The sequence below is a fragment of the Mammaliicoccus sp. C-M13 genome (assembly GCF_022386845.1).
GTDB lineage: Bacteria > Bacillota > Bacilli > Staphylococcales > Staphylococcaceae > Mammaliicoccus > Mammaliicoccus lentus.
The window spans coordinates 274,026-297,870 of record NZ_JAJNHQ010000001.1; the positions used below are offsets into that span (position 1 = coordinate 274,026).

25 protein-coding genes and 1 pseudogene are annotated in these 23,845 nt (G+C 32.4%); 22 read left to right on the top strand and 4 right to left on the bottom strand.

Annotated features, from left to right (window positions below):
• The first annotated feature begins 351 nt into the window (after nt 1-351).
• The 5 genes from sufC to sufB are packed head-to-tail and all read left to right on the top strand — an operon-like array spanning nt 352 to nt 5,625.
• Nucleotides 352-1,131, top strand: a complete 780-nt coding sequence (gene sufC / locus LQ615_RS01415) for a Fe-S cluster assembly ATPase SufC (protein ID WP_017000937.1) — start codon at nt 352-354, stop codon at nt 1,129-1,131.
• A 35-nt stretch (nt 1,132-1,166) separates the two neighbouring features.
• A complete protein-coding gene (gene sufD / locus LQ615_RS01420; protein WP_017000938.1) occupies nt 1,167-2,483 on the top strand; it encodes a Fe-S cluster assembly protein SufD in 1,317 nt (438 codons plus the stop codon).
• A gap of 2 nt (nt 2,484-2,485) precedes the next feature.
• Nucleotides 2,486-3,751, top strand: coding sequence for a cysteine desulfurase (locus LQ615_RS01425; protein WP_174700894.1), 1,266 nt, complete (start codon nt 2,486-2,488; stop codon nt 3,749-3,751).
• The gene (gene sufU, locus LQ615_RS01430) at nt 3,741-4,181 is read left to right on the top strand and encodes a Fe-S cluster assembly sulfur transfer protein SufU (protein ID WP_064211459.1); all 441 of its coding nucleotides are present in this window, start codon (nt 3,741-3,743) and stop codon (nt 4,179-4,181) included. The genes LQ615_RS01425 and sufU overlap by 11 nt, the downstream gene beginning before the upstream one ends.
• 46 nt (nt 4,182-4,227) lie before the next feature.
• Nucleotides 4,228-5,625, top strand: coding sequence for a Fe-S cluster assembly protein SufB (sufB, locus tag LQ615_RS01435; protein WP_017000941.1), 1,398 nt, complete (start codon nt 4,228-4,230; stop codon nt 5,623-5,625).
• Between the two features lie 547 nt (nt 5,626-6,172).
• On the opposite strand, the gene glcP is transcribed toward sufB, so the two are convergent.
• Nucleotides 6,173-7,540, bottom strand: coding sequence for a glucose transporter GlcP (gene glcP / locus LQ615_RS01440; RefSeq protein WP_016999751.1), 1,368 nt, complete (start codon nt 7,538-7,540; stop codon nt 6,173-6,175).
• Between the two features lie 199 nt (nt 7,541-7,739).
• On the opposite strand from glcP, the gene LQ615_RS01445 reads away from it, so the two are divergent.
• The 5 genes from LQ615_RS01445 to dgoD are packed head-to-tail and all read left to right on the top strand — an operon-like array spanning nt 7,740 to nt 12,546.
• Nucleotides 7,740-8,960, top strand: coding sequence for an ROK family transcriptional regulator (locus tag LQ615_RS01445; protein ID WP_070044941.1), 1,221 nt, complete (start codon nt 7,740-7,742; stop codon nt 8,958-8,960).
• Between the two features lie 18 nt (nt 8,961-8,978).
• Nucleotides 8,979-9,764, top strand: coding sequence for an SDR family NAD(P)-dependent oxidoreductase (locus tag LQ615_RS01450; protein WP_016999753.1), 786 nt, complete (start codon nt 8,979-8,981; stop codon nt 9,762-9,764).
• Between the two features lie 21 nt (nt 9,765-9,785).
• Nucleotides 9,786-10,739: a sugar kinase gene (locus LQ615_RS01455; RefSeq protein ID WP_016999754.1), complete on the top strand. Its 954-nt coding sequence runs from the start codon at nt 9,786-9,788 to the stop codon at nt 10,737-10,739.
• 12 nt (nt 10,740-10,751) lie between these two features.
• A complete protein-coding gene (locus tag LQ615_RS01460; RefSeq protein ID WP_016999755.1) occupies nt 10,752-11,396 on the top strand; it encodes a bifunctional 4-hydroxy-2-oxoglutarate aldolase/2-dehydro-3-deoxy-phosphogluconate aldolase in 645 nt (214 codons plus the stop codon).
• A 1-nt stretch (nt 11,397) separates the two neighbouring features.
• Nucleotides 11,398-12,546 carry a galactonate dehydratase gene (gene dgoD, locus LQ615_RS01465; RefSeq protein ID WP_070044942.1) on the top strand — a complete coding sequence of 383 codons (1,149 nt, stop codon included), beginning with the start codon at nt 11,398-11,400 and terminating at the stop codon, nt 12,544-12,546.
• Nucleotides 12,547-12,624: 78 nt separating this feature from the next.
• Here the strand turns inward: dgoD and LQ615_RS01470 are convergent, their stop codons facing one another.
• Nucleotides 12,625-13,089 carry an ImmA/IrrE family metallo-endopeptidase gene (locus tag LQ615_RS01470; RefSeq protein ID WP_016999757.1) on the bottom strand — a complete coding sequence of 155 codons (465 nt, stop codon included), beginning with the start codon at nt 13,087-13,089 and terminating at the stop codon, nt 12,625-12,627.
• Nucleotides 13,090-13,126: 37 nt separating this feature from the next.
• A complete protein-coding gene (locus LQ615_RS01475; RefSeq protein WP_026023660.1) occupies nt 13,127-13,456 on the bottom strand; it encodes a helix-turn-helix transcriptional regulator in 330 nt (109 codons plus the stop codon).
• 142 nt (nt 13,457-13,598) lie between these two features.
• On the opposite strand from LQ615_RS01475, the gene LQ615_RS01480 reads away from it, so the two are divergent.
• From LQ615_RS01480 to LQ615_RS01515, 8 genes and pseudogenes are all read left to right on the top strand, one after another.
• Nucleotides 13,599-13,919, top strand: coding sequence for a phage holin (locus LQ615_RS01480; protein WP_016999758.1), 321 nt, complete (start codon nt 13,599-13,601; stop codon nt 13,917-13,919).
• 19 nt (nt 13,920-13,938) lie between these two features.
• Nucleotides 13,939-15,192: an N-acetylmuramoyl-L-alanine amidase gene (locus LQ615_RS01485; RefSeq protein ID WP_016999759.1), complete on the top strand. Its 1,254-nt coding sequence runs from the start codon at nt 13,939-13,941 to the stop codon at nt 15,190-15,192.
• A gap of 275 nt (nt 15,193-15,467) precedes the next feature.
• Complete coding sequence (locus LQ615_RS01490) at nt 15,468-15,836, top strand: YxeA family protein (RefSeq protein ID WP_016999760.1); 369 nt, start codon at nt 15,468-15,470, stop codon at nt 15,834-15,836.
• Nucleotides 15,837-15,998: 162 nt separating this feature from the next.
• The gene (locus tag LQ615_RS01495; RefSeq protein ID WP_239703763.1) at nt 15,999-16,847 is read left to right on the top strand and encodes a DUF72 domain-containing protein; all 849 of its coding nucleotides are present in this window, start codon (nt 15,999-16,001) and stop codon (nt 16,845-16,847) included.
• Between the two features lie 10 nt (nt 16,848-16,857).
• Nucleotides 16,858-17,679 carry a sulfite exporter TauE/SafE family protein gene (locus LQ615_RS01500; RefSeq protein ID WP_016999762.1) on the top strand — a complete coding sequence of 274 codons (822 nt, stop codon included), beginning with the start codon at nt 16,858-16,860 and terminating at the stop codon, nt 17,677-17,679.
• A 12-nt stretch (nt 17,680-17,691) separates the two neighbouring features.
• Nucleotides 17,692-19,017, top strand: a complete 1,326-nt coding sequence (locus LQ615_RS01505) for a bifunctional metallophosphatase/5'-nucleotidase (RefSeq protein ID WP_064211453.1) — start codon at nt 17,692-17,694, stop codon at nt 19,015-19,017.
• Nucleotides 19,018-19,098: 81 nt separating this feature from the next.
• Entirely contained in the window at nt 19,099-20,016 is a 918-nt protein-coding gene (gene lipA, locus LQ615_RS01510; protein ID WP_016999764.1) for a lipoyl synthase, read from the top strand.
• 12 nt (nt 20,017-20,028) lie between these two features.
• A pseudogene (locus tag LQ615_RS01515) lies at nt 20,029-20,394 on the top strand (YutD family protein); the annotation flags it as partial.
• 490 nt (nt 20,395-20,884) lie between these two features.
• Here LQ615_RS01515 and LQ615_RS01520 read toward each other — a convergent pair.
• A complete protein-coding gene (locus LQ615_RS01520; protein WP_016999766.1) occupies nt 20,885-21,154 on the bottom strand; it encodes a DUF3055 domain-containing protein in 270 nt (89 codons plus the stop codon).
• Nucleotides 21,155-21,261: 107 nt separating this feature from the next.
• Between LQ615_RS01520 and LQ615_RS01525 the strand changes: the two genes are divergently transcribed.
• The 4 genes from LQ615_RS01525 (at nt 21,262) to LQ615_RS01540 (ending at nt 23,841) form a co-directional block, all read left to right on the top strand.
• The gene (locus LQ615_RS01525; RefSeq protein WP_070044943.1) at nt 21,262-21,705 is read left to right on the top strand and encodes a DUF86 domain-containing protein; all 444 of its coding nucleotides are present in this window, start codon (nt 21,262-21,264) and stop codon (nt 21,703-21,705) included.
• A complete protein-coding gene (locus LQ615_RS01530) occupies nt 21,692-22,459 on the top strand; it encodes a TIGR01457 family HAD-type hydrolase (protein WP_064211452.1) in 768 nt (255 codons plus the stop codon). Before LQ615_RS01525 ends, LQ615_RS01530 begins: the two co-directional genes overlap by 14 nt.
• 21 nt (nt 22,460-22,480) lie before the next feature.
• A complete protein-coding gene (locus LQ615_RS01535) occupies nt 22,481-23,446 on the top strand; it encodes a 2-hydroxyacid dehydrogenase (RefSeq protein ID WP_016999770.1) in 966 nt (321 codons plus the stop codon).
• 251 nt (nt 23,447-23,697) lie between these two features.
• Nucleotides 23,698-23,841, top strand: coding sequence for a teichoic acid D-Ala incorporation-associated protein DltX (locus tag LQ615_RS01540; RefSeq protein WP_084819046.1), 144 nt, complete (start codon nt 23,698-23,700; stop codon nt 23,839-23,841).
• The last annotated feature ends 4 nt before the right edge of the window (nt 23,842-23,845 follow it).

Here is a 23,845-nt window from a genome sequence, read left to right on the forward strand (position 1 = left end):
ATATCGTTTCATATTTAAAATCCTTCCTAAATTTATATCTCTAATTATTATAATTATATTATAAAAAAATAAAAAATGCTTACTGAGGCCTTTCAAATAGAATATTTATAAATTGAGAATGAAATCATTTTATTATCATTTAAAAAATATTTCGCTTAAACCCTTGTAATAATAGGGTTTTATAATAAAAAGTGAGCGTAAGTGTTTGATTGCCTATATAACTACGTTATAATAATAAGAGTAAAGAAACATAACAAACTTTGACGTTACATTAAAATTATTATAAACTAGAAAAGATAATGTAGGGTTATCTTTTTAAAATGTGAATAAATTCTCTGGAGGGAAATAAACATGGCATCAAAATTAGAAATCAAAGATTTACACGTAGAAATAGAAGGCAAGGAAATTCTTAAAGGAGTAAACTTAACAATACAACAAGGTGAAATCCATGCAATCATGGGACCTAACGGTACTGGTAAGTCAACTTTATCATCAGCTATTATGGGTCACCCTAAATATGAAGTAACTAAAGGTGAAATCCTTTTAGATGGTGAAGATGTATTAGAAATGGAAGTTGATGAGCGTGCTCAAGCAGGTTTATTCCTAGCAATGCAATATCCATCAGAAATTTCTGGTGTTACAAACGCTGACTTCTTACGTTCTGCAATCAATGCTAAACGTGAAGAAGGCGATGAAATCAACTTAATGCAATTCATCAAGAAATTAGACAAACAAATGGATTTATTAGATATGGATCAAGACATGGCTCAAAGATACCTAAATGAAGGTTTCTCTGGCGGTGAGAAGAAACGTAACGAAATTCTTCAATTAATGATGTTAGAACCTAAATTCGGTATTTTAGACGAAGTTGACTCAGGTCTAGATATCGACGCATTAAAAGTAGTATCTAAAGGTATCAACAATATGCGTGGTGACAACTTTGGTTGCTTAATCATCACTCACTATCAAAGACTATTAAATTATATTTCACCAGATTTCGTACACGTAATGATGCAAGGTCGCGTGGTTAAATCAGGTGGCGAAGAATTAGCGAGACGTCTTGAAGCTGAAGGGTATGAATGGATTAAAGAAGAGCTTGATATTGAAGACGAAACAATTAACGCTGAATAATATATAAGAATTATAGTCAAGTAGGAGGAGTATAAATGGCAACTGAAACAAAGTTAAACATTAGCGTTGAAGATTTAGTAAATTATTCAGCATCTCAAAATGAACCACAATGGATGACTGATTTACGTAAAGACAGTTTTCAAAAGTTAGAACAATTAGAAATGCCTAAACCAGATAAAACAAAAATAAACAGATGGGATTTTGATTCTTTCAAATCTCACACTGTTGAAAGTGATACATTTGAGTCTATCGATAAATTACCTGAATCAGTTCAAAAAATTATCGATACTGAAAATGCTAAAAATCTAATCGTTCAGCATAATAATACACCTGCTTTTACAAAAGTAGATGATAAATTAACTGAACAAGGTGTTGTAATTAAAGATTTAAAAACTGCACTTATTGAAAACAGTGATTTAGTTCAAAAATATTTTATGACAGATGCTGTTAAAGTAGATGAGCATAGATTAACTGCACTACATGCTGCATTAGTTAATGGTGGGGTATTCGTTTACGTTCCTAAAAATGTAGTAGTAGAAGATCCTATCCAATATGTAGTATTACATGACGATAGCGATGCGAGTTTCTTCAATCACGCTATCATTGTGGCTGAAGAAAGTGCAGAAGTAACATACGTTGAAAACTATTTATCAACTGTTTCTTCTAACGATAATCAATTAAATATCGTATCTGAAGTTATTGCTGGAGCTAATTCTAAAATAACTTACGGTACAGTTGATTTCATGGATAAAGGATTCACTGGACACATAATCCGTCGTGGTATTGCAGCAGCAGACTCTACTATCGACTGGGCATTAGGTTTAATGAATGACTGTAGCACTATTAATGATAATACAACATACTTAATGGGCGATCGTTCAAACTGTAACTTAAAAACAGTAGTAGTTGGTCGTGGTGAACAAAAACAAAACTTCACAACTCAAATTATTCAATATGGTAAAGAATCAAATGGTCATATCTTGAAACATGGTGTAATGAAAGATAGTTCTTCATCTATTTTCAATGGTATTGGTTACATTAAACACGGTGGAACAAAAGCAGATGCACAACAAGAATCACGTGTACTTATGCTTTCTGAAAAAGCACGTGGAGATGCAAACCCAATATTATTAATTGATGAAGACGATGTAACTGCAGGACACGCAGCATCAGTAGGTAGAGTAGACCCTACTCAACTATACTACTTAATGAGTAGAGGTATTTCTCGTGAAGAAGCTGAAAGATTAGTTATACATGGTTTCTTAGACCCAGTTGTTTCTGCATTGCCAATTGAAGGCGTTAAACGTCAATTACGTGAAGTTATTGAAACTAAAGTAACAACGCAAATATAAAAATAGGCACAGAAAGGTCTGATAATGTGGCCGAATCAACATTTAATGTAGAAAAAGTAAAAAAAGATTTTCCAATATTAGAGCAAGAAGTAAACGGTAAAAAACTTGTATATTTAGATTCATCTGCCACAAGTCAAACGCCGATACAAGTAACGGATTCTATTGTAGATTACTACAATCGATATAATTCGAATGTACACCGTGGTGTGCACACACTTGGAACGCTTGCTACGGATGCTTATGAAAAAGCACGTGAAACAGTCAGAAGATTTATCAACGCTCGATACTTTGAAGAAGTTGTTTTTACTAGAGGAACAACTACAGCAATTAACTTAGTTGCACATAGTTACGGAGACGCAAATGTTTCTGAAGGTGACGAAATTGTCGTGACTCAAATGGAGCATCATGCTAATATCGTCCCTTGGCAACAACTTGCTAAACGTACTGGTGCAACATTAAAATTTATTCCGATGTCTGACAGTGGCGAACTTGAAAAAGAAGCAATTGATAACACGATAACGGATAATACAAAAATTGTTGCAGTTACACATGTTTCAAACGTATTGGGGACGATAAATGATGTTAAATATATTGCTGAAGTTGCACATCAACATGATGCAGTAATTGCAGTTGATGGCGCACAATCAGCTCCACATATGAAAGTTGACGTTCAAGATTTAGATGTGGACTTCTTTAGCTTCAGTGGACATAAAATGCTAGGTCCAACCGGCATTGGTGCACTATACGGTAAACGTCATTTACTTGATAAAATGGAACCAATTGAATTTGGTGGAGACATGATTGATTTTGTAGGATTAGAAGATGCAACTTGGACAGACTTACCAACTAAGTTTGAAGCAGGTACACCACTTATAGCTGAAGCTATCGGATTTGCTGAAGCAATTAGATACATTGATGAATTAGGCTTAGAAGAAATTCATCAACATGAATATGAGCTAGTTAATTACGCATATAATGAGATGTCTAAAATAGAAGGTTTAGAAATTTACGGACCTTCACCTGAAAAGCGAGCTGGTTTGATTACGTTCAACGTTGAAGGTGTTCATCCACATGATTTAGCAACAGCACTAGATTCTGAAGGTGTAGCTGTTAGAGCTGGACATCACTGTGCACAACCGCTAATGAAATGGTTAAATCAATCATCTACAGCACGTGCTAGTTTCTATGTATATAATACTACTGAAGATGTTGATAAGTTAATTCAGGCACTCTATAGAACGAAGGAGTTTTTCTCTTATGAATTTTAATAATTTAGATCAACTATATCGTTCTGTGATTATGGATCATTATAAAAATCCTAGAAATAAAGGAGCTATCGAAGATGGTTCCATGACGATAGATATGAATAACCCAACATGTGGGGACCGCATCCGCTTAACATTAGATGTAGTAGATAATGTTATTAAAGATGCTAAGTTTGAAGGTGAGGGTTGTTCTATTTCAATGTCTAGTGCATCAATGATGACGGAGGCGGTAAAAGGTCATACCATCGAAGAAGCATTACACATGAGTCAAGAGTTTTCTAATATGATGCTAGGAGAATCTTATGAGATCACAGATGATATGGGTGATATCGAATCTTTATCAGGTGTGTCTAAGTTCCCAGCACGTATTAAATGCGCGACTTTAGCGTGGAAAGCATTTGAAAAGGGCACAAAAGAAGAAGATGACCAGTAACTTTTGAAGATTGGGCGTAAGCTATAATAAAAGAGGAGTGAAGAAAATGGCTAAAAAATCACCAGAAGTTGGAGATTATAAATATGGTTTCCATGATGAAGACGTTTCTATTTTCCGTTCAGGTAGAGGTTTGACAGAAGAAATTGTTAGAAAAATATCTGAAATGAAAGATGAACCACAATGGATGCTAGATTTCCGTTTGAAATCATTAAAACAATTCTATAAAATGCCAATGCCAATGTGGGGTGGCGATTTATCAGAATTAAACTTTGATGAAATCACATATTATGTAAAACCATCAGAACGTTCTGAACGTTCATGGGATGAAGTACCAGAAGAAATTAAAAACACTTTCGATAAATTAGGTATTCCAGAAGCTGAACAAAAATATCTTGCAGGTGTATCTGCACAATATGAATCAGAAGTTGTATACCACAACATGGAGAAAGACTTAGAAGAACAAGGTATCATCTTTAAAGATACAGATTCAGCTTTACGTGAAAACGAAGACTTATTCAAAGAATACTTTGCTTCTGTAATTCCAGCAGCAGATAACAAATTCTCAGCATTAAACTCAGCAGTATGGTCAGGTGGATCATTCATTTACGTACCTAAAGGTGTAAAACTTGAAACACCATTACAAGCTTACTTCAGAATTAACTCTGAAAATATGGGTCAATTCGAAAGAACTTTAATCATTGCAGACGAAGGTTCTTCAGTACACTACGTAGAAGGTTGTACTGCTCCAGTTTATACAACAAACTCACTACACTCAGCAGTAGTTGAAATCATTGTTAAAAAAGACGCATATTGCCGTTATACAACAATCCAAAACTGGGCAAACAACGTTTATAACTTAGTTACAAAACGTACGTTTGTTTATGAAAATGGTACGATGGAATGGATCGATGGTAACTTAGGTTCTAAGTTAACTATGAAATATCCATCATGTTTCTTACTTGAAGAAGGAGCTAGAGGTATGACATTATCTATAGCACTTGCAGGTAAAGGACAAGTTCAAGATGCTGGAGCTAAAATGATTCATAAAGCACCAAACACATCTTCAACTATTGTATCTAAATCAATCTCTAAAAATGGCGGTAAAGTAGTTTACCGTGGACAAGTACACTTTGGCCGTAAAGCTACAGGTGCTCGTTCTAACATTGAATGTGATACTTTAATTATGGATAATGAATCAACATCAGATACAATTCCTTATAATGAAATTATGAATGATAACATTTCATTAGAACACGAAGCGAAAGTTTCTAAAGTATCTGAAGAACAATTATTCTACTTAATGAGCCGCGGTATTTCAGAAGAAGAAGCAACTGAAATGATCGTAATGGGCTTCATTGAGCCATTCACAAAAGAACTACCAATGGAATACGCAGTAGAAATGAACCGTCTAATCAAATTCGAAATGGAAGGTTCAATCGGTTAATTATATAACGACAAACCCCCTTACCAATTTAATTGGTGAGGGGGTTTTGTTTTATAAGTGCGAGTAGCTTATTGTTTATGATGGATAAGAAGAAGGTAAAGCCTCTAACGTGCAAGAAATTTGAGACAAGCCCGTTACATTTTCTAACGGGCAAGTGCTAATAAACAAGCCCGTTAGCACAATATCTTGCATAATTATAATGTAATTTCACATTAAATATATATGATACATCACTTTAATGTGCAAGAAATTTGAGACAAGCCCGTTACATTTTCTAACGAGCAAGTGCTAGTAAACAAGCCCGTTAGAGCGATATTTTCTACGATTTTGTAAAGTGCTGACGCCTGAGGAAATAGTGTGAGTGAGAGACTACAGTCTCGAACCATACTCTAGGCAAGCATGCGTGTACAAAATCGTATATTATATAAAAAATAAGCATATCACTTTCAAACTGAAATAATCAGTTAAGTGATATGCTTATTTATTTTGAGTTGGGATTTTTATCCGAAACTCTAAAGCTTATTCTTCATTTTTCAAAACTTTAATATTAATCTACTTCTGATAATTTAGTAGATGATGTTCTATTTCTTAAGTCTACTTCTATTTCTTCTAAGCTACGTCCTCTTGTTTCTGGTAGATACTTAATAACAAATATCATAGCTAAAATACCGATTACTGCGAAGATTAAGAACACTAGCTCAATACTTAATACTGACGTAAGTATTGGGAATAATTGAGCTACTAATAAGCTCCCGATTGATAGTGATAATGTTGCTATACCTGTAGCAGCACCTCTAGCTCTCATTGGGAATAATTCTGGTAGCATTACCCATAATATTGGTCCCCAAGTAAATGCGAAGAATACAATAAATAGTGTTAGACAAGCTACAATAATCCAAGCACCAACTGTTGAACCAAGACCGATTGTCCATACTAATCCTGCCATTATAAGTAATGATCCAACCATACCTATGTTACCAGTAATTAATAGTTTCTTTCTATCTATTTTATCTATGATTTGAATAGCAAAGATTGTAACAATCACGTTTACTGAACCTATTCCTACTGTTCCTAATATTGCAGTAGAATCTCCTAAACCTGCTTTTGTAAAGATAGTAGGTGCATAATAAATGATTGCGTTAATACCGATTATTTGTTGTAGTAGAGCGAATAAACAACCAATTATGAGTACTGGTCTTAACCATACTGATTTCAATACAGTCCAAGTACTTTCTGAAATGTCTATAATTTCTTTCATTTCGTCAATTTCTTTATCAATTTCTTTTTGTTTACGCGTCATACCCATAACTTTACGAGCTGATTTTTCACTTTTATGTTCGAGTAGCCATCTTGGACTTTCTGGCATGAAGTATACACCAATCATTAAGATAACTGATGGTACAACAGCTAGTCCAACCATCCATCTCCAAGCTTCCATATCTGCGAAAGCATAGTTTATAAGATATGAAGCAAGTATACCAATTGTTATCATCAATTGGTTTAAAGAACTGAGCGACCCTCTTTTATCTGTAGGAGCCATTTCTGATAGATATACCGGAACGATTGCTGAAGAACCACCTACAGCTAACCCGATTATAAATCTACCTATAACAAGCATGCTTAAGTTTTGTGCACCTGCAAGTAATAGCGCACCAGCAATAAATACGATTGCTATTATAAACACAAGTCTACGTCGTCCAAGCTTGTCTGATAATGGTCCACTTGAACCGGCACCAAATATAGCCCCGATAAGCATTGAACTAACGACAAATCCTTCAGCAGTACTTGAAAGTGGTATGTCATTTTTTATGAATAGTAAAGCGCCTGAAATTACGCCTGTATCGTAACCGTAAAGCAATCCACCTAAAGCTCCTAGGAAGAATATTAACTTTGTTCGAAAATTGCTTGTTCCCATTCTAATAACCTCCAAAATTTTAAATATTTAAAGACAAATGTCAGATTTAATTATCTTAAATAACTAAATACTTGTTTTTAATTATTAAATCTGATTTAATATTAAATGTAAGCCTTTGCAGATAGAAAATCAAGTGAAAAATATTTTATTTAACATATTAATAGTTATTGTAGATTACTGAAGGTAATGGAGGACGGCTATGAAAGATTCATCAAGAATTAATGTGAATTTGATGAAAGATTATAATAAACAACTCGTTTTAAGAACAATTCAAAAATATGGACCTATTTCTAGAGTGGAAATAGCTAAACAGATTGACTTATCTAGACCGTCTGTATCTGAAATAGTTTCTATTTTGATTGAAGAACAATGGATTCAAGAAAAACCTTCTGAAATAAAAGTAAGAGGTAGACAGCCTATACCGTTAGATATTAATAAAGAGAAGAAAGTTATAGTCGGTTTAGAAATTGGTGCTTACTCAACAAAAATTATCGTAAGTAATTTGAAGGCTGAAATATTAGATCAAATTCAAATAGAAATGAACAAGCAAAAGGATCCAAATTCAACCATTGAATATTTAGGTGAGCAAATTAAATTAATTGCAAATAAGTATAAAGCAAAACAAATTGAAGTATTAGGTATAGGTGTTGGAATGCATGGTCTTGTAGATACTAAAGAAGGTAAGAATATTTTTGCACCTAATTTAGGTTGGGAAAATATTGAGATTAAAAAGATTCTAGAAAGCATAACACAACTCAAAGTAATAATTGATAATGACTGTAATAGCGCTGCACTGGCGGAGATGTGGTTTGGCCAAGGAAAAGATGAAACGAATTTCATCTCAGTCCTGGTAGATTATGGAGTGGGCGCAAGTATTATCAACAATGGCTCCATATTTAAAGGTACACATCATGTAACGGGTCAAATTGGGCACGTAACAATCGATCCAGATGGTCCATTATGTTCATGTGGGAATTATGGTTGCTTAGAGACGTTTACATCTGAAACAGCTATTTTGAAAATGTTAAAACGTAAATTGAAATTAGGTGAAAGTAATGTATTTTCAATGCAGAATATAAACATTGATGACTTGAATATAGATGACTTTTATAACGCAGTAAACAAAGGTGATGAACTTTGCATCGATATAGCAAAAGAAGTTGGAAGAAATTTAGGATTAGGTTTTACAATTTTAATCAATTTGTTCGGACCTAAGTTTATTGTGTTAGGAGGTAGCTTAACTAAAATCAGTGACATTTTGCTACCGATTATTAAAGAAGTTATTCAATTTAAGGTAATGGGTGAAGAAGCTAAAAAAACACCTATCATTACATCAGCACTAGGTGAGAATTTGTATACGATAGGTGCAGCTTCTTTAATTGTTGAAGACATATTTACTTTGCCAAAACCAAATAAATAAAAATAGGGAGGATTTATAATGGCTAATTTAAACGAACAAGTCGTAATAGTAACAGGATCAGGAAAAGGTATAGGAAAAGGTATTGCTAAGCAATTGGGTCATAAAGGAGCAAAAATAGTAGTAGCTACTATTGATGCAGATTTTGGGAAAGAAACGGTTGAAGAAATTATTCAAGATGGTGGAGATGCATATTTTGTAGAAACTGATGTCTCTAAAGAAGAAAGTATAATAAATATGGTAGAAGAAACAGTGAAGCATTATGGAAAAATTAATACGCTTGTTAACAATGCAGGTATTACGGTATTTAAATCTATTGAAGAAGCAACTGTAGAAGATTGGGATTCAATTATTAATATCGACTTAAGAGGTACATTCTTATGCTCAAAACACGTAATTCCAGAAATGAAAAAACAAAACGGTGGTTCTATTATTAATATTTCTTCTAACCATTCAATCGCTACATTACCTGATACAGACATGTATGCCGCTGCTAAAGGTGGTGTAAATGGTATGACAAGAGGAATGGCGTTGAGCTTAGGTAAATATAATATTCGAGTAAATGCTATTTGCCCTGGATTTACAAATACTGCCCACTTAAAAAATTGGTTTGATTCAATGGATAATGAAGAGGAAGTTAGACAAGGTGTCTTAGATTTACATGCTACTTCAAGAATTAACGAACCAGAAGATATTGGCAAATTAGCTCAATACTTGGCTTCAGATGATTCTGAAATGATGACAGGTGAGCACTTAGTTATCGATGGTGGTTTATCAGCTCGCTTATATAACGCAGATGGTTATTAATATTTAAGGAGGATTAGAATAATGGATGTATTATCGATAGGTGAAACGATGATTGCTTTTTCTCCAAATGAAGTTGGACCAATGCGCTATGCTCGTGACTTTTCTACTCATATAGCTGGAGCGGAAACGAATACGCTTATTGGATTAGAAAAACTTGGTGTAAGAACTGGATGGATTAGTCAACTTGGTAACGATGAATTAGGACATAGAATACTTTCATTCGTGAGAGGTGAGGGTATTAATGTAGATTCAGTAAAATTGACTGATGAAGCACGCACAGGCATTTTCCTTAAAGAAAAGGCACGATATGACCAAACACATGTACATTATTATAGAAATGATTCAGCTGCTAGCATAATGTCAAAAGATAATATTGATAAAAGTTATATATCACAATTTAAATATTTATATATAACAGGTATTACACCAGCATTAAGTGAAAACTGTAAAGAAGCTGTTCTTTATTTAATTAATGTCGCTAAAGAACTAGGTTTAAAAGTTATTTTTGATCCAAATTTAAGATTAAAGTTATGGAGCGAAGAAGAAGCAAGAGAAACTTTACTTAATATTATTTCTTTAAGTGATATTGTTTTACCTGGTATAAGTGAAGGAGAATTTTTATTTAATGAGAAATCTGAAGATAAAATCGCTCAACATATTGTTGATTTAGGACCTTCAACAGTTATTGTAAAGTTAGGAGAAAAAGGTGCATACTATCAAACCCGAAATGAATCTGGTTATGCGAAAGCATCTAAAGAAATAGAAGTAGTTGACCCTGTAGGTGCTGGAGATGGTTTTGCAGCTGGATATATAGCAGGATTTATTAACGGATTATCATTACATGATGCTGTGGAGCAAGCATGTAATGCAGGTGCTCTCGTTACTACGGTCAAAGGTGATGTAGAAGGATTGCCAAGTAAGAATGAACTTGAGCAATTCAAAAATCAAGATAAAACAGATGATGTTATTAGATAAGGAGCTGTCAAAATGGACACTTTAAATACAATAAAAGAAACTAAAATTATAGCAATCATAAGAAACGCAAAGCCTGATGATATTTTACCAATTGTTAAAAGTTTATATAAATCAGGTATTCGAGCAATTGAAATCACAATGAATTCTCCTAAAGCTTTAGAATCTATCGAACTAGTTGCTACTGAGATGAAGGATAAAGTCGTTGTTGGTGCAGGCACAGTATTAGATGCAGAATCAGCAAGACTAGCGATATTGAGTGGAGCTACGTTTATTTTATCGCCAACACTGAATAAAGAAACAATACAAATGACTAAAAAATATGGGGCAGTGAGCATACCAGGTGCATTATCTCCTACTGAGATTTTAGATGCATATGAGTATGGTGGAGATATTATTAAAGTATTTCCTACAACATCTATGGGGCCAGAATATATTAAAGATTTACAAGGGCCTTTACCACAAATTCCATTGTTACCGACGGGTGGTATTGATTTAAATAATATTGAGCAATTTATGAAAGCTGGCGCTGTTGGCGTTGGATTAGGTAGTTCTTTAGTGAATACTAAATTAGAAGCAAATGAAGAATATTATAAAAATTTAGAAGAAACAGCAAAACAATTTAGTGATATTGTACATTTGAAAAAAGGACGTGCATAAAATGAAAATTATTGATTATGAATTATTTCAAGTGCCACCACGTTGGTTATTTTTAAAAATTACAACGGATGAAGGAATCGTTGGTTGGGGCGAACCAGTAATAGAAGGTAAAGCAGCAACAGTAAAAGCAGCTGTACATGAGTTTATGCAACAATTAATGGGAGAGAACCCTTTAAATATCGAAGATCATTGGAATATGATGTATAGAAGTAGCTTTTATAGAGGCGGCCCGATATTAATGAGTGCCATCTCTGGTATTGATCAAGCTTTATGGGATATAAAAGGTAAATACTATAATGCACCAGTTCATGAATTAATGGGAGGCGCTTGTAGATACTCCATGAAAGTTTATTCTTGGATAGGTGGAGATAGACCGATAGATACTTCTAACGCTGCTAAAAAAGCGTATGAGAATGGATTTTCAGCTATTAAAATGAATGCGACAGAAGAATTACAATATATAGATAGTTTCGATAAAATTGAAAGTGTTGTTGAAAGAGTAGCTGGGATTAGAGAAGCGGTTGGCAATAATCTAGGCATTGGTATTGATTTTCATGGTAGAGTACATAGACCAATGGCAAAAGTGTTAGCAAAAGAATTAGAACAATTTAATCCGATGTTTATAGAAGAACCTGTATTGAGTGAGAATATAGAAGCGATAAGAGAAATGAGTCAGACAACAAGTATTCCTATAGCTTTAGGCGAGAGACTATACTCAAGATGGGACTTTAAACCAATTTTAGAAAGTGGCTATGTTGATGTCATTCAACCTGACTTATCTCACGCTGGAGGTATAACAGAATGTAAAAAAATTATATCTATGGCTGAAGCTTATGATGTTGGAGCAGCACCGCATTGTCCACTAGGTCCTATAGCACTAGCTTCATGTCTACAAGTGGACGCTACTTGTCATAATTCATTTATTCAAGAACAAAGTTTAGGTATTCATTATAATAAAGGTAGCGATATTTTAGATTACATCAAAAATAAAGAAGTGTTTGAATTTGATAATGGCTATGTCAAAATTCCAAAAGGTCCAGGTTTAGGTGTAGAAATCGATGAAGACCTTGTTAGAAAAATGGCTGAAAAAGGTCATGATTGGCATAATCCAGTTTGGAGACATAAAGACGGAAGTATTGCTGAGTGGTAAGTTTTTAACTTTCAAAAAATGAATATATTAAAAAGCCCTAATTCGTTTATTAAATTCAACGAGTTAGGGCTATTATTTTTAATTGATTTCTTTATATTCAAATACTTGTAAGGGATTAAATTTAATTAAGTAGTTTTCATACCACGTGCTTAACCCATATTTTTGTTGGTAATGTTCTAATACTTCGTCAATATATCCTTCTGATACGTCTAAATAATTACTTAATTCATATTTATTATGCACGCCAGATTGGTAGGCTTGAACAATATTCTGTAAAGGAATAATCTTTTCAAAGCCAAGTCGTCTTGCTTTATGTTCAAACTTCCATTTCCATAATTCGTTAGTATCTAATATATCTCCATATGTAATATCGTGATGGGCTAACTCTTCACCTAGAACTTCTAATTTTTCTTTGTCTGATAAATTGTCTTTCAACAAAATTAATCCATCTACATATAAACCTTTCATATCCTTTGGAAGATGATTGGTTTCTTTTATGACGATGTGTTCATTATTGATCAGTGTTTTTTCATATCTATTCAAAATATCCCCACCATAGTAATCGATTATTAAATATAGATTATTTGTTTTGATGCTTCAAAAAGTCTACATATTCTAATACTTTTTTTAACTCTTCTTCTGATAATTCTCCATCTAAATGTGCAGCTATTGTTTCTGCAGTGGAGTTATAAGATTGTTTTGTTTCCCCGTCTAATATATAACTGACACTTACATTAAACAATTTAGCCATTTCTTCTATTTTCTTCATCTTTGGTGCTTTTCTTCCTGTTTCCCAATAAGAAATGGATTGTTTTGAAACATTGAGTTCGTCTGCTAACTTCTGTTGCGTCCATCCATTCTTTGTTCTTAATAAACTAATTTGTTCCGAGAGTTTATTTTCAGACACCATAAGCTTCCCGCTCCTTAAATGTTTTATAACTTTATTATAACCAATAGTTATATTAATTCAAATAAAAAATAAAAAAATATAACCAAAAGTTATTGACGTCAACCGAAAGTTATACTATAGTGTAACCAAGGAGGTGATAGACATGGTTAAAATGAACTTCAAAACAAACAAAGTAGATTTGAATTATTCAGAAGATGAAAGGGGGTTAGGAGTTGATTTAGATAAAGTTAAACAATTCATTGCAATGATTGGTGGATTTTTAGGCGCACTATATTTAGCCTTAAACGCTTCAGGCATTTATATAGAATGGTTAAGCCCAGATAAGTTAAATGCATGGATGAATGTATTTAATACAGGTGTTCCAATATTGTTTGTTTTATACGGTATTTGGAAAAATACATTCATTATAACTAATCAATCTAGAGCGCAAGAAAAGTTTTTGAAAGAATCAGGAAAAAAATAAAAATGTAAAGGATGATTATATGTTAACAGCGATATCATATTTAACTAAGAAAGGATGGGAAATATCATCAGATCCAAGAACATTTGAAGATTATCCAAAGAATTATGGTTATAGAAATTATGTAGAAGATGGTATAAACTATGATGCATTTTGCAGTGGGTATCACAGAGCATTTGATGTTTTTAATAATAAAACTGACGAAATACCTGCAGTTGCAAGTGGAACAGTTATTTTAAGCGAACCATTCGGTAATTTTGGTGGGACGATGGAAATACGAGATAGCAATGGAAACGACTGGATTTACGGTCATATGCAAAGAGATTCTTTGAAATTTTCCAAAGGAGATAAAGTGATACAAGGAAATATCATAGGCTTACAAGGCGATACAAACTATGACGATAACCCTATGAGTGCACATTTGCATATTCAATTAAGAGAAAAAGGAACAGACATTACAAGTGAAGTATCAAGAGTGTGTAGTGGTATACCGATAGAAAATTATGACATTACAAAATTAAATCAAAAATTAGATCAATCTAAAAATAAAGGAGAAGTTAAAATGAGTAAAAAAATTATGATAGTTGCAGGTCACGGTTATAACGATCCAGGAGCAGTAGGAAATGGAACAAATGAAAGAGATTTTATTAGAGCTAATATTGTAGATAGAGTAGCAAACTACTTAAAACAAGCAGGTAATAATGTTGCAGTGTATGGTAAAGACCAAGATATGTATCAAGATACAGCATACGGACAACAAGTAGGTAACAAGACAGATTATGGGCTGTATTGGGTTAAATCGCAAGGATATGAAATCGTAGTAGAGTTTCATTTAGATTCAGCGTCGGCATCCGCAACAGGAGGGCATGTTATTATACCGAGTGGATTAGCGCCAGATAATATCGACAAAGCATTACAAGCAGCCGTTAAAAAGCATGTTGGTACAATTCGAGGTATTACAGAGAGAAGTGACCTATTAAATTGTAACGTTGCAAAAGCAGAATATATCAACTATAGACTTGTAGAATTAGGGTTCATTACTTCGACTAAAGATATGAATGCTATTAAGAACAACCTAAACGCATATACAAAATCATTAGCAGAAGCCATTCATGGAGCAGCGATTGGAAGTAAACCATCAACGTATACAGTTGTTGCCGGAGATACACTGTGGGGAATTAGTCAAAAAACAGGTGTTACAGTAGCAACATTAAAGAAATTAAACGGATTAACATCAGATGTGATACAAATCGGACAAGTATTAAAATTGAAATAGGAGGTATAAATATGGAGAATAAAAAAGAAAAAAATACCTTAAACATAAACATTACCCAATGACGGCCATCATTTAATAAGTTTATGCAAGGTATCTTGACTAAGTAAAATATAACACAAACCCCCACCATCAACAAGAAGATGGCGGGGGTTTTCTATGGAAATAAATGTATAAAACCTTATTGACAGAATATTATGAATTTATTATATTCTTTTTAATATAAATTAAAAAGAATATGAGATAATGCTTAAAGAATTTGAGACGAGGTGAAGTCAGTGGTAAAAAGAAAATTTGTTGTTGTTCTTCTAGTTTTATTATTTTCATGTATTGCTGTGTATTTCGCTATGTATACGAATGATAAATTGGATAGATTAAACCCATTCGTCAAAGAACAGTTGAGCTATGCAAAAGTACCTAATCATGAAAATATTGAGGAATTAAGAGGTCAGGCTTTAGTAGACGCGCAAAGATATGAAGATATTCAGTCTTATGATGAAAAGGGACGTGGAAATAGTTATTTATTAACTTTTACCGGATATGATCCTTCTCAAAAATATGTAAAAATTAGACATAAAGGGAAATGGGTTTATCATATAGAATACATTTCTGAAAATGAATATGATAAGAAGATAAATCAATATTAATAATATTGATGATTACATAAAAAAATTATAATTTGTAATTGAAACTAATATTTTATAAGACTAAGACATAAGAAAAATGTCTTAGTCTTTTTTTATATCGTTTTAATCATACAGACTGAACTATAAATACGCTATATGGTATGATGAATATGGTGATAAAATATGATAAAAATTGGGCTAACGGGTTGGGGAGATCATGATAGTTTATACACAGATCTTTCTAATAAAAAAGATAAATTAAAAGCTTATGCTTCTCATTTTCCTATTGTGGAGTTGGATGCGACTTATTATGCAATTCAACCGCAAAGAAATATTGAGAAGTGGATTCGTGAAACGCCAAAGAATTTTAGATTTGTTGTTAAAATTCACCAAGCTTTGACAGGTCATGCTGATGCGAAAGAATTTGCTGAAGACAAGAAAGAATTATTTAATTTATTTAAAGATTCTATGAGGCCTTTGAAAGCTTCGGGTAAATTAGCGATGATTCTTGTTCAGTTTCCGCCTTGGTTTGATTTACAAACACAAAATATTAATTATTTAAGGTATGTTCGTGAACAATTAAAAGAATTTGATGTATGTATAGAATTTAGAAACAGAACTTGGTTTCAAAATGATGTAAAAGAATACACTTTGGAATTTTTAACAGATATGAATTTTATCCATAGTGTATGTGATGAGCCTCAAAGTGGAGATGGTTCAATACCTATGGTGAACCGAGTTACTCATGATATTGCTTTTGTGCGTTATCATGGGCGTAATGTTAACGGTTGGACTAAAAAAGATATGACTGATCAAGAATGGCGAGATGTTCGTTATTTATATAATTATAATGAAGCGGAATTGAAAGAATTAAGTGATAAAGTCAAAATTTTGAATCATAAAGCGAAAGACGTATACGTAGTATTTAATAATAATTCAGGTGGTCATGCTGCACAAAATGCTAAAACTTACCAAGATTTATTAGATATTAAATATGAAGGTTTAGCTCCTAAACAACTAAAACTATTTTAGAGGTGACGATGTGGCATATATTGTATTAATATTAATCGGTGCTTTATCAGCAATTATCGGTGCGCTAGTAGGCATCGGTGGGGGTATTATTATAGTACCTTCACTTGTTTATTTTGGTATAGACCATCAACTTTTATCTGGAATGACACCTCAAAGAGCAATTGGTACTTCTTCAGTAATTCTGATTACTACAGGATTAACAGCTACATTAGGTTATTTAAAAACAAAGCAAGTAGATGTTAAAAATGGTTTGATATTTTTAATAGGTATTATTCCTGGTGCGCTAATTGGTGCATATATAAGTAGATATTTAACGTTAGATTCATTTAATTTATATTTCGGTATATTTCTTATTATTATTTCTATCATTTTAATGATTAGAAATAGCGTTAAACCTATTAAATATTTTCAACAAGAGAAATATATGAAATCATTTACAGATCGCTATGGAGAAGAACATCGATATGGTATTCCACCAGTTGTAGCAATTATTTCTTCATTTATTGTAGGTATAACAACGGGTTTATTTGGAATAGGTGGTGGTGCTTTAATGACGCCACTTATGATTATTATTTTTAAGTTCCCACCACATGTAGCTGTAGGAACAAGTATGATGATGATATTCTTCTCAAGTTTTTCTAGTTCAGTCAGTCACGTTGTTCAAGGAAACGTATTATGGGTCCACGCGATTGTATTGATTATTTCTAGTTATTTTGGGGCCAAAATAGGCGTGAGAATTAATAGTAAAATTAAATCAGATACAGTTGTTTTAATTTTGAGATTTACGATGTTAATTTTAGGTATATATTTGATTGTAAAAAGTATTCTTTAAGGAGTTGAACTTGTGAAACTCACGATATTCCATACGAACGATATTCATAGCCATTTAGATACATACGCTAAAATATCTAAGTACATTAAAACACAAAGAAAAAACATTAATCATGACACGATATACATTGATATTGGTGATCATATAGATTTATTTCATCCATTAACTGAAGCTTCACAAGGTACAGAAAACGTAAAAATATTAAACGATAGCGGGGTTGATGTTGCGACTATCGGTAATAATGAGGGTATGACTATTTCTCATGATGCATTAAATCGATTATACGATGATGCAAAATTTGATATAACATGCTGTAATTTATTTGATTTTGAAGGTGAATTACCACGTAACATCACTTCACATATTATTAAAGAAGTGAACGGATTAAAAATCTGCATGATAGGTTTGACTGCTCCTTTTAATCATTTTTATGAAACTCTAGGCTGGAAAGTCACGACGCCATTACTTGCTTTAAAAAATGAAATAGCTCAAGTTGAAGGGGATTATGATGTATTATTGGTTCTTAGTCATGTTGGCATATTCTTTGATGAGCAATTATGTGAAGAATGTCCTGAAATTGATATTATTTTTGGAGCGCATACACATCACTATTTTGAAAATGGTGAAATGAAGAATGGCGTGTTGATGGCTGCCGCTGGAAAGTACGGACATTATGTAGGTCAAGTAGATTTAGAAATAAAAAATAAAAAAATTATAAAAAAAGAAGCGCATATATTAAATAGTGATGAATTAGAACACGTTAATAATGATTATGAAGAAAAGGGCAGAACCTTGCTCAACAGACCAGTTTTAAATAGAAGTTTTTCTTTGCCAAGAAGGTTAAATAGTGCAAGTTATACAACAGATTTGCTTTGTGAAAGTGTGTTAGAATTTACTGAAGCAGACTGTGCGATTATAAATGCAGGCCTTATAGTGAAAGAGAAGTCTGGTAATGAATTAACAGAATTTGATATTCATCAAATGTTACCTCATCCTATTAATACAGCTACGATTGATCTCAAAGGGACTGAACTCAAACAAATCATATATAAAGCGATGGAACAATCTTATATTGATGAAGTGGCAATTGGGTTTGGATTTAGAGGAGATATATTTGGAGGATATGTATTTAAAAATATCGGCTACATTGAGTCGACAGGACAATGTTTTGTAAAAGGCGAAGAAGTTCAAGATAATCAATATTATAAATTGGGCACAATCGATATGTATACATTCGGAAGATATTTCCCTATACTGAAAGATATGGAAATAAATTATATTATGCCAGAGTTCTTAAGAAATATTTTTGAACAAAAATTATTACAAATTGAAAAGTAAATGTAAATGGGATTTTCATTTGTAACTATTTTCGGTATAATGTACGAAGATGAAAATACTAATAGAAGGGTGTTCACGTATATGGCTACTAAAAATGAAGAAATATTACGTAAACCGGATTGGCTAAAGATTAAGTTAAACACTAACAAAAACTACACTGGCTTGAAAAAAATGATGCGAGAAAAGAATCTTCATACTGTTTGTGAAGAAGCAAAATGTCCAAACATTCATGAATGTTGGGGTGAAAGACGTACCGCTACATTTATGATTTTAGGAGCAGTGTGTACAAGAGCTTGTCGTTTTTGTGCTGTTAAAACTGGTCTACCGAATGAACTTGATTTAGAAGAACCACAACGTGTAGCAGAATCTGTTCAATTGATGAATTTAAAGCATGTTGTTATTACAGCAGTTGCTAGAGATGACTTAAAAGATGCAGGTTCAAATGTTTATGCAGAAACAGTTCGTAAAGTAAGAGAATTAAATCCTTATACTACTATTGAAATTTTACCATCAGATATGGGAGGTAGCTATGAAGCACTTGAAACGCTAATGGCTGCTCAACCAGATATTTTAAACCATAATATTGAAACAGTAAGACGTTTAACTCCAAGAGTTAGAGCGCGTGCTAAATATGATCGTACGTTAGAATTTTTAAGACGTTCTAAAGAAATGTATCCAGATATTCCTACTAAATCAAGCTTAATGGTTGGTTTAGGTGAAACTGTCGAAGAAATATATGAAACTATGGATGATTTACGTGCAAATGATGTAGATATTATGACGATTGGACAATATTTACAACCATCTCGTAAACATTTAAAAGTTCAAAAATATTATACACCTTTAGAATTTGGTAAACTTAGAAAAGTAGCAATGGAAAAAGGATTTAAACATTGTCAAGCAGGCCCAATGGTGCGTAGTTCTTATCATGCTGATGAGCAAGTTAATGAAGCAGCTAAAAGAAAGCATATACTAGGTGAACAAGCACTTAATAACTAATAAGGTGATTTAATGTTAACTAAAATAGGACAAGACTATTTTGAAGTAATAAAAGATGACCAAAAATCATTCGATGAAGAAAGATTTGCAGCGCGTTATTCTGAAATCTTAGATAAATATGATTTTATAGTCGGTGATTATGGATACGAGCAATTACGCTTAAAAGGCTTTTATTATGATTCTAATAAGAAAAGTGATGCCAATAAACGATTTTCATCTATACAAGATTATTTACTTGAATACTGTAACTTTGGCTGTAAATATTTTGTCTTAAGACGATTGTCTAAAGGAGAAATTACAAAGTTAACAGCAGAAGATGCTGAATTTGTTGATGAAGAAAGTAAATTGGATAATGTGAAAATTGAACCAACAATACAACAAAATAGTAAATCCGAAAACAAAGCACACCAAATAGAAACAGAAGAAACTGAAATAGAAGAAATCAAAGTAGAAGTAGAGAACGAAGAGCAAATAGAAATTGTTGAAGAAACAATTATTAGCAAAAATACTTTGAAAGATTATTTATAAAAAATAACAAGCTGAGACATTTATTTATGTCCCAGCTTGTTTCGTTATATATAAGGACAGTAATATTTTTTTTATTGTAGTTGGATTAATGTGATAGAAAATCTAATAAGAGGCGTGTAGTTGGATTAACGTGATGGAAAATCCAATAAAAGTATGTTTAGTTGGATTAATGTGATAGAAAATCCAATAAGAGGGCGTGTAATTGGATTAATGTGATAGAAAATCCAATAAGAGTTGAAAGGGTGAGACATCTTTATGTCCCACCCTCTTATTTTTATGGTTTTTTAATAGATAAAGCTAATTTTGTTTATTATTTTAATCTTTATCAAAAACTTTTTAATTATATATCAATTACTTCATGTAAATATTCTGTTACTTCTTCGCCTTCTTCTTCTGATAAACCTAGAACATGACTGATATAACCTTCTTCTTCTAAATCGTCTTTACCAATTATGCCAAAAGTATTATTTTGTGTGTTTAATACGATTGTCTTACCGAAATGACGATCTGTATAAATTAAAGTTAAATCATATCGGCTATGTTCGCCTACAAAACCTACGAACTGAATTTTTGCTTCGCTTTGGTCGTCATATAAAAACATTTCTATCATTGTTATGGCTCCTTTATTTTAAAGCTTCGTTTATCTTATTAGTATACAGAGCAATGCCTTACAATTCAAAATTATGATATCATAATAGATGAATAGGAGGGATCTACATGTATTTTGTAGATATTAAAACACTTAATCTTAAATTAGAATATTTAGAACAACTTACACAAGATTTTGAAACAGAAAAAAATTCAAAATATGCTTTAGAAAGAATCGCTCACATGATGATTGAATCTGTGGTAGATATAGGTAATTTAATTATCGATGCATTTATTTTAAGAGATCCGGGTAATTACAAAGATGTCATTGATATTATGGAATTAGAAAAAGTATTCCAACCTACAACTGCAGAAGAAATCAGAAACTCAATTGATTTTAGAAAAGAATTAACACGTAATTATGAATCAATTAACCACGCTGAATTAAGAAAAGGTTTTGAAAAAGCAGTGCCTTTTTATAAGCAGTCTATTGTTGATACGAAACACTTTTTAGAGAATGAAAATGTAGCCGTAACTGCATTTGGAGAAGGAGATAAGAATGAAAGATTATAAAGGTTATTTAATAGATTTAGATGGCACGATGTATAAAGGTTCACAAGTTATTGAAGGTGCCATTGAATTTATAGATTATTTGAATAAAGAAGATAAAGACTACTTATTTGTTACGAATAATTCTTCAAAGACACCAGAAGAAGTAGCGGAAAAATTAAATGAAATAGGTTTTCATACTTCTAGTGAGCATGTGATTACTACAGCTATGGCGACAGCTGGATATATTAGTGAAGAATCTCCTGGTGCAACTGTATACATGGTAGGTGGCACTGGACTTAGAAAGTCACTAAATGATGCCGGATTAATTGTTAAAGATGATGAGCATGTTGATTATGTTGTAATGGGATTAGATGAAGAAATTACATACGAGAAGTTAACTGTAGCTTGTCTTGCAGTTCGTAATGGTGCTAAATTTATTTCAACAAATAAAGATGTTTCTATTCCGAAAGAAAGAGGTTTTCTTCCAGGTAACGGTTCTTTAACGAGCGTAGTGAGTGTATCAACTGGCCAAACACCTATATTTATAGGAAAACCAGAAACTATTATTATGGAACAAGCATTAGAAAAAATTGGTCATGCTAAAGAAGAATGTATCATGATAGGTGATCTTTATGATACTGATATTTTAGCTGGTATTAATAGTGGTATAGATACATTACATGTTCATACGGGTGTTACAACATTTGAAGAAATTCAGAGAAAAGAAGTGTTGCCTACTTATAGTATTAAAAACTTACTAGAAATTATTGAATAAATTGTTTAGGAGATGAGAAGAATGAGAGATAAAATATTAGTTGCAAGATTATTACCTCAAGAGTTCATAGATCAAATGAAGCAATTTGCTGAAGTAGATGTTTGGGATAGCGAGTTAGAACCAATGCCCCGAGAAGAATTTTTAAAACGTTCTAAAGAGGCTACAGTTGTCATTACCACTCTTAGTGAAAAAATCGATCAATCATTTTTCGATTCTGCTACGAATGTTAAAGGTGTTGTAAATTTAGCAGTTGGCTATGATAACATCGACCTTGAACTAGCTAAAAGTAAAGGTGTAATTGTTACGAACACACCTGATGTGTTAACTGAAACAACGGCTGAATTAGGATTCACACTAATGTTAACAGCTGCCAGAAGAATTGTTGAAGCGGTAGAATACGTAAAAGATGGAAAATGGCAAAGTTGGGGACCTTACTTGTTAGCTGGTCAGGATATTCATGGTTCTACAGTTGGGGTATATGGAATGGGATCAATAGGTGAAGCATTTGCTAGAAGGTTAAAAGGTTTTAACTGTAATGTTCTTTATCATAATCGTTCCAGAAAAGAAAAAGCCGAACAAGAATTAGGTGTAACATATAAATCAATGGATGATTTATTGACAGAAAGCGACTTCGTTGTATGTACAGCACCTTTAACAGAGGAAACAAAAGGTAAATTCAATAAAGAAACTTTCAGTAAGATGAAATCATCAGCTATCTTTGTAAATATTGGTAGAGGTGGACATGTCATCGAATCGGATTTAATTGAAGCTATTAAACAAAATGAAATTCGTGGAGCAGCATTAGACGTCGTTGAAAACGAGCCAATAGCAAATGACCACCCATTTTTAAATATGGATGAAATTATTGTTGTCCCACACATAGGTAGTAGTTCAATTGAAACGAGAAATAATATGGTTCAACTTTGCGTTGATAACGCAGAAAAAATTATAAATGGAGATTCACCAATTACACCGGTTAATAAATAGTTTAAATAAAAGCAGAGGATATTCTTAAATCAATAAGAATATCCTCTGCTTTTATGTTATAACAATTGGAAAATTTTAATAATATAAGTTCCTTTATATTTAGCGCTTTAAAGCTATTTAAACCTTTAAAAACAATGTAATCATATTCAATAAACTTCCTTTTAATTCAAGTTTTTTACATATTTTGATTGATAAAAATCTTAATTATACATATAATATAAAAATAGAATAAAAACAAAAGGAGATTATCAATGGAAAAAATTAGAGAATTTATTAACTCTGAGAATTTTAAACTATTTAGTTTATCCATTTTCTATTTCCTAATCATGCTTATTTTATTTTGGATTTATGCTGGTGGAAGTGCGAGCAATAATTTCATTTACAATGAGTTTTAGTAAA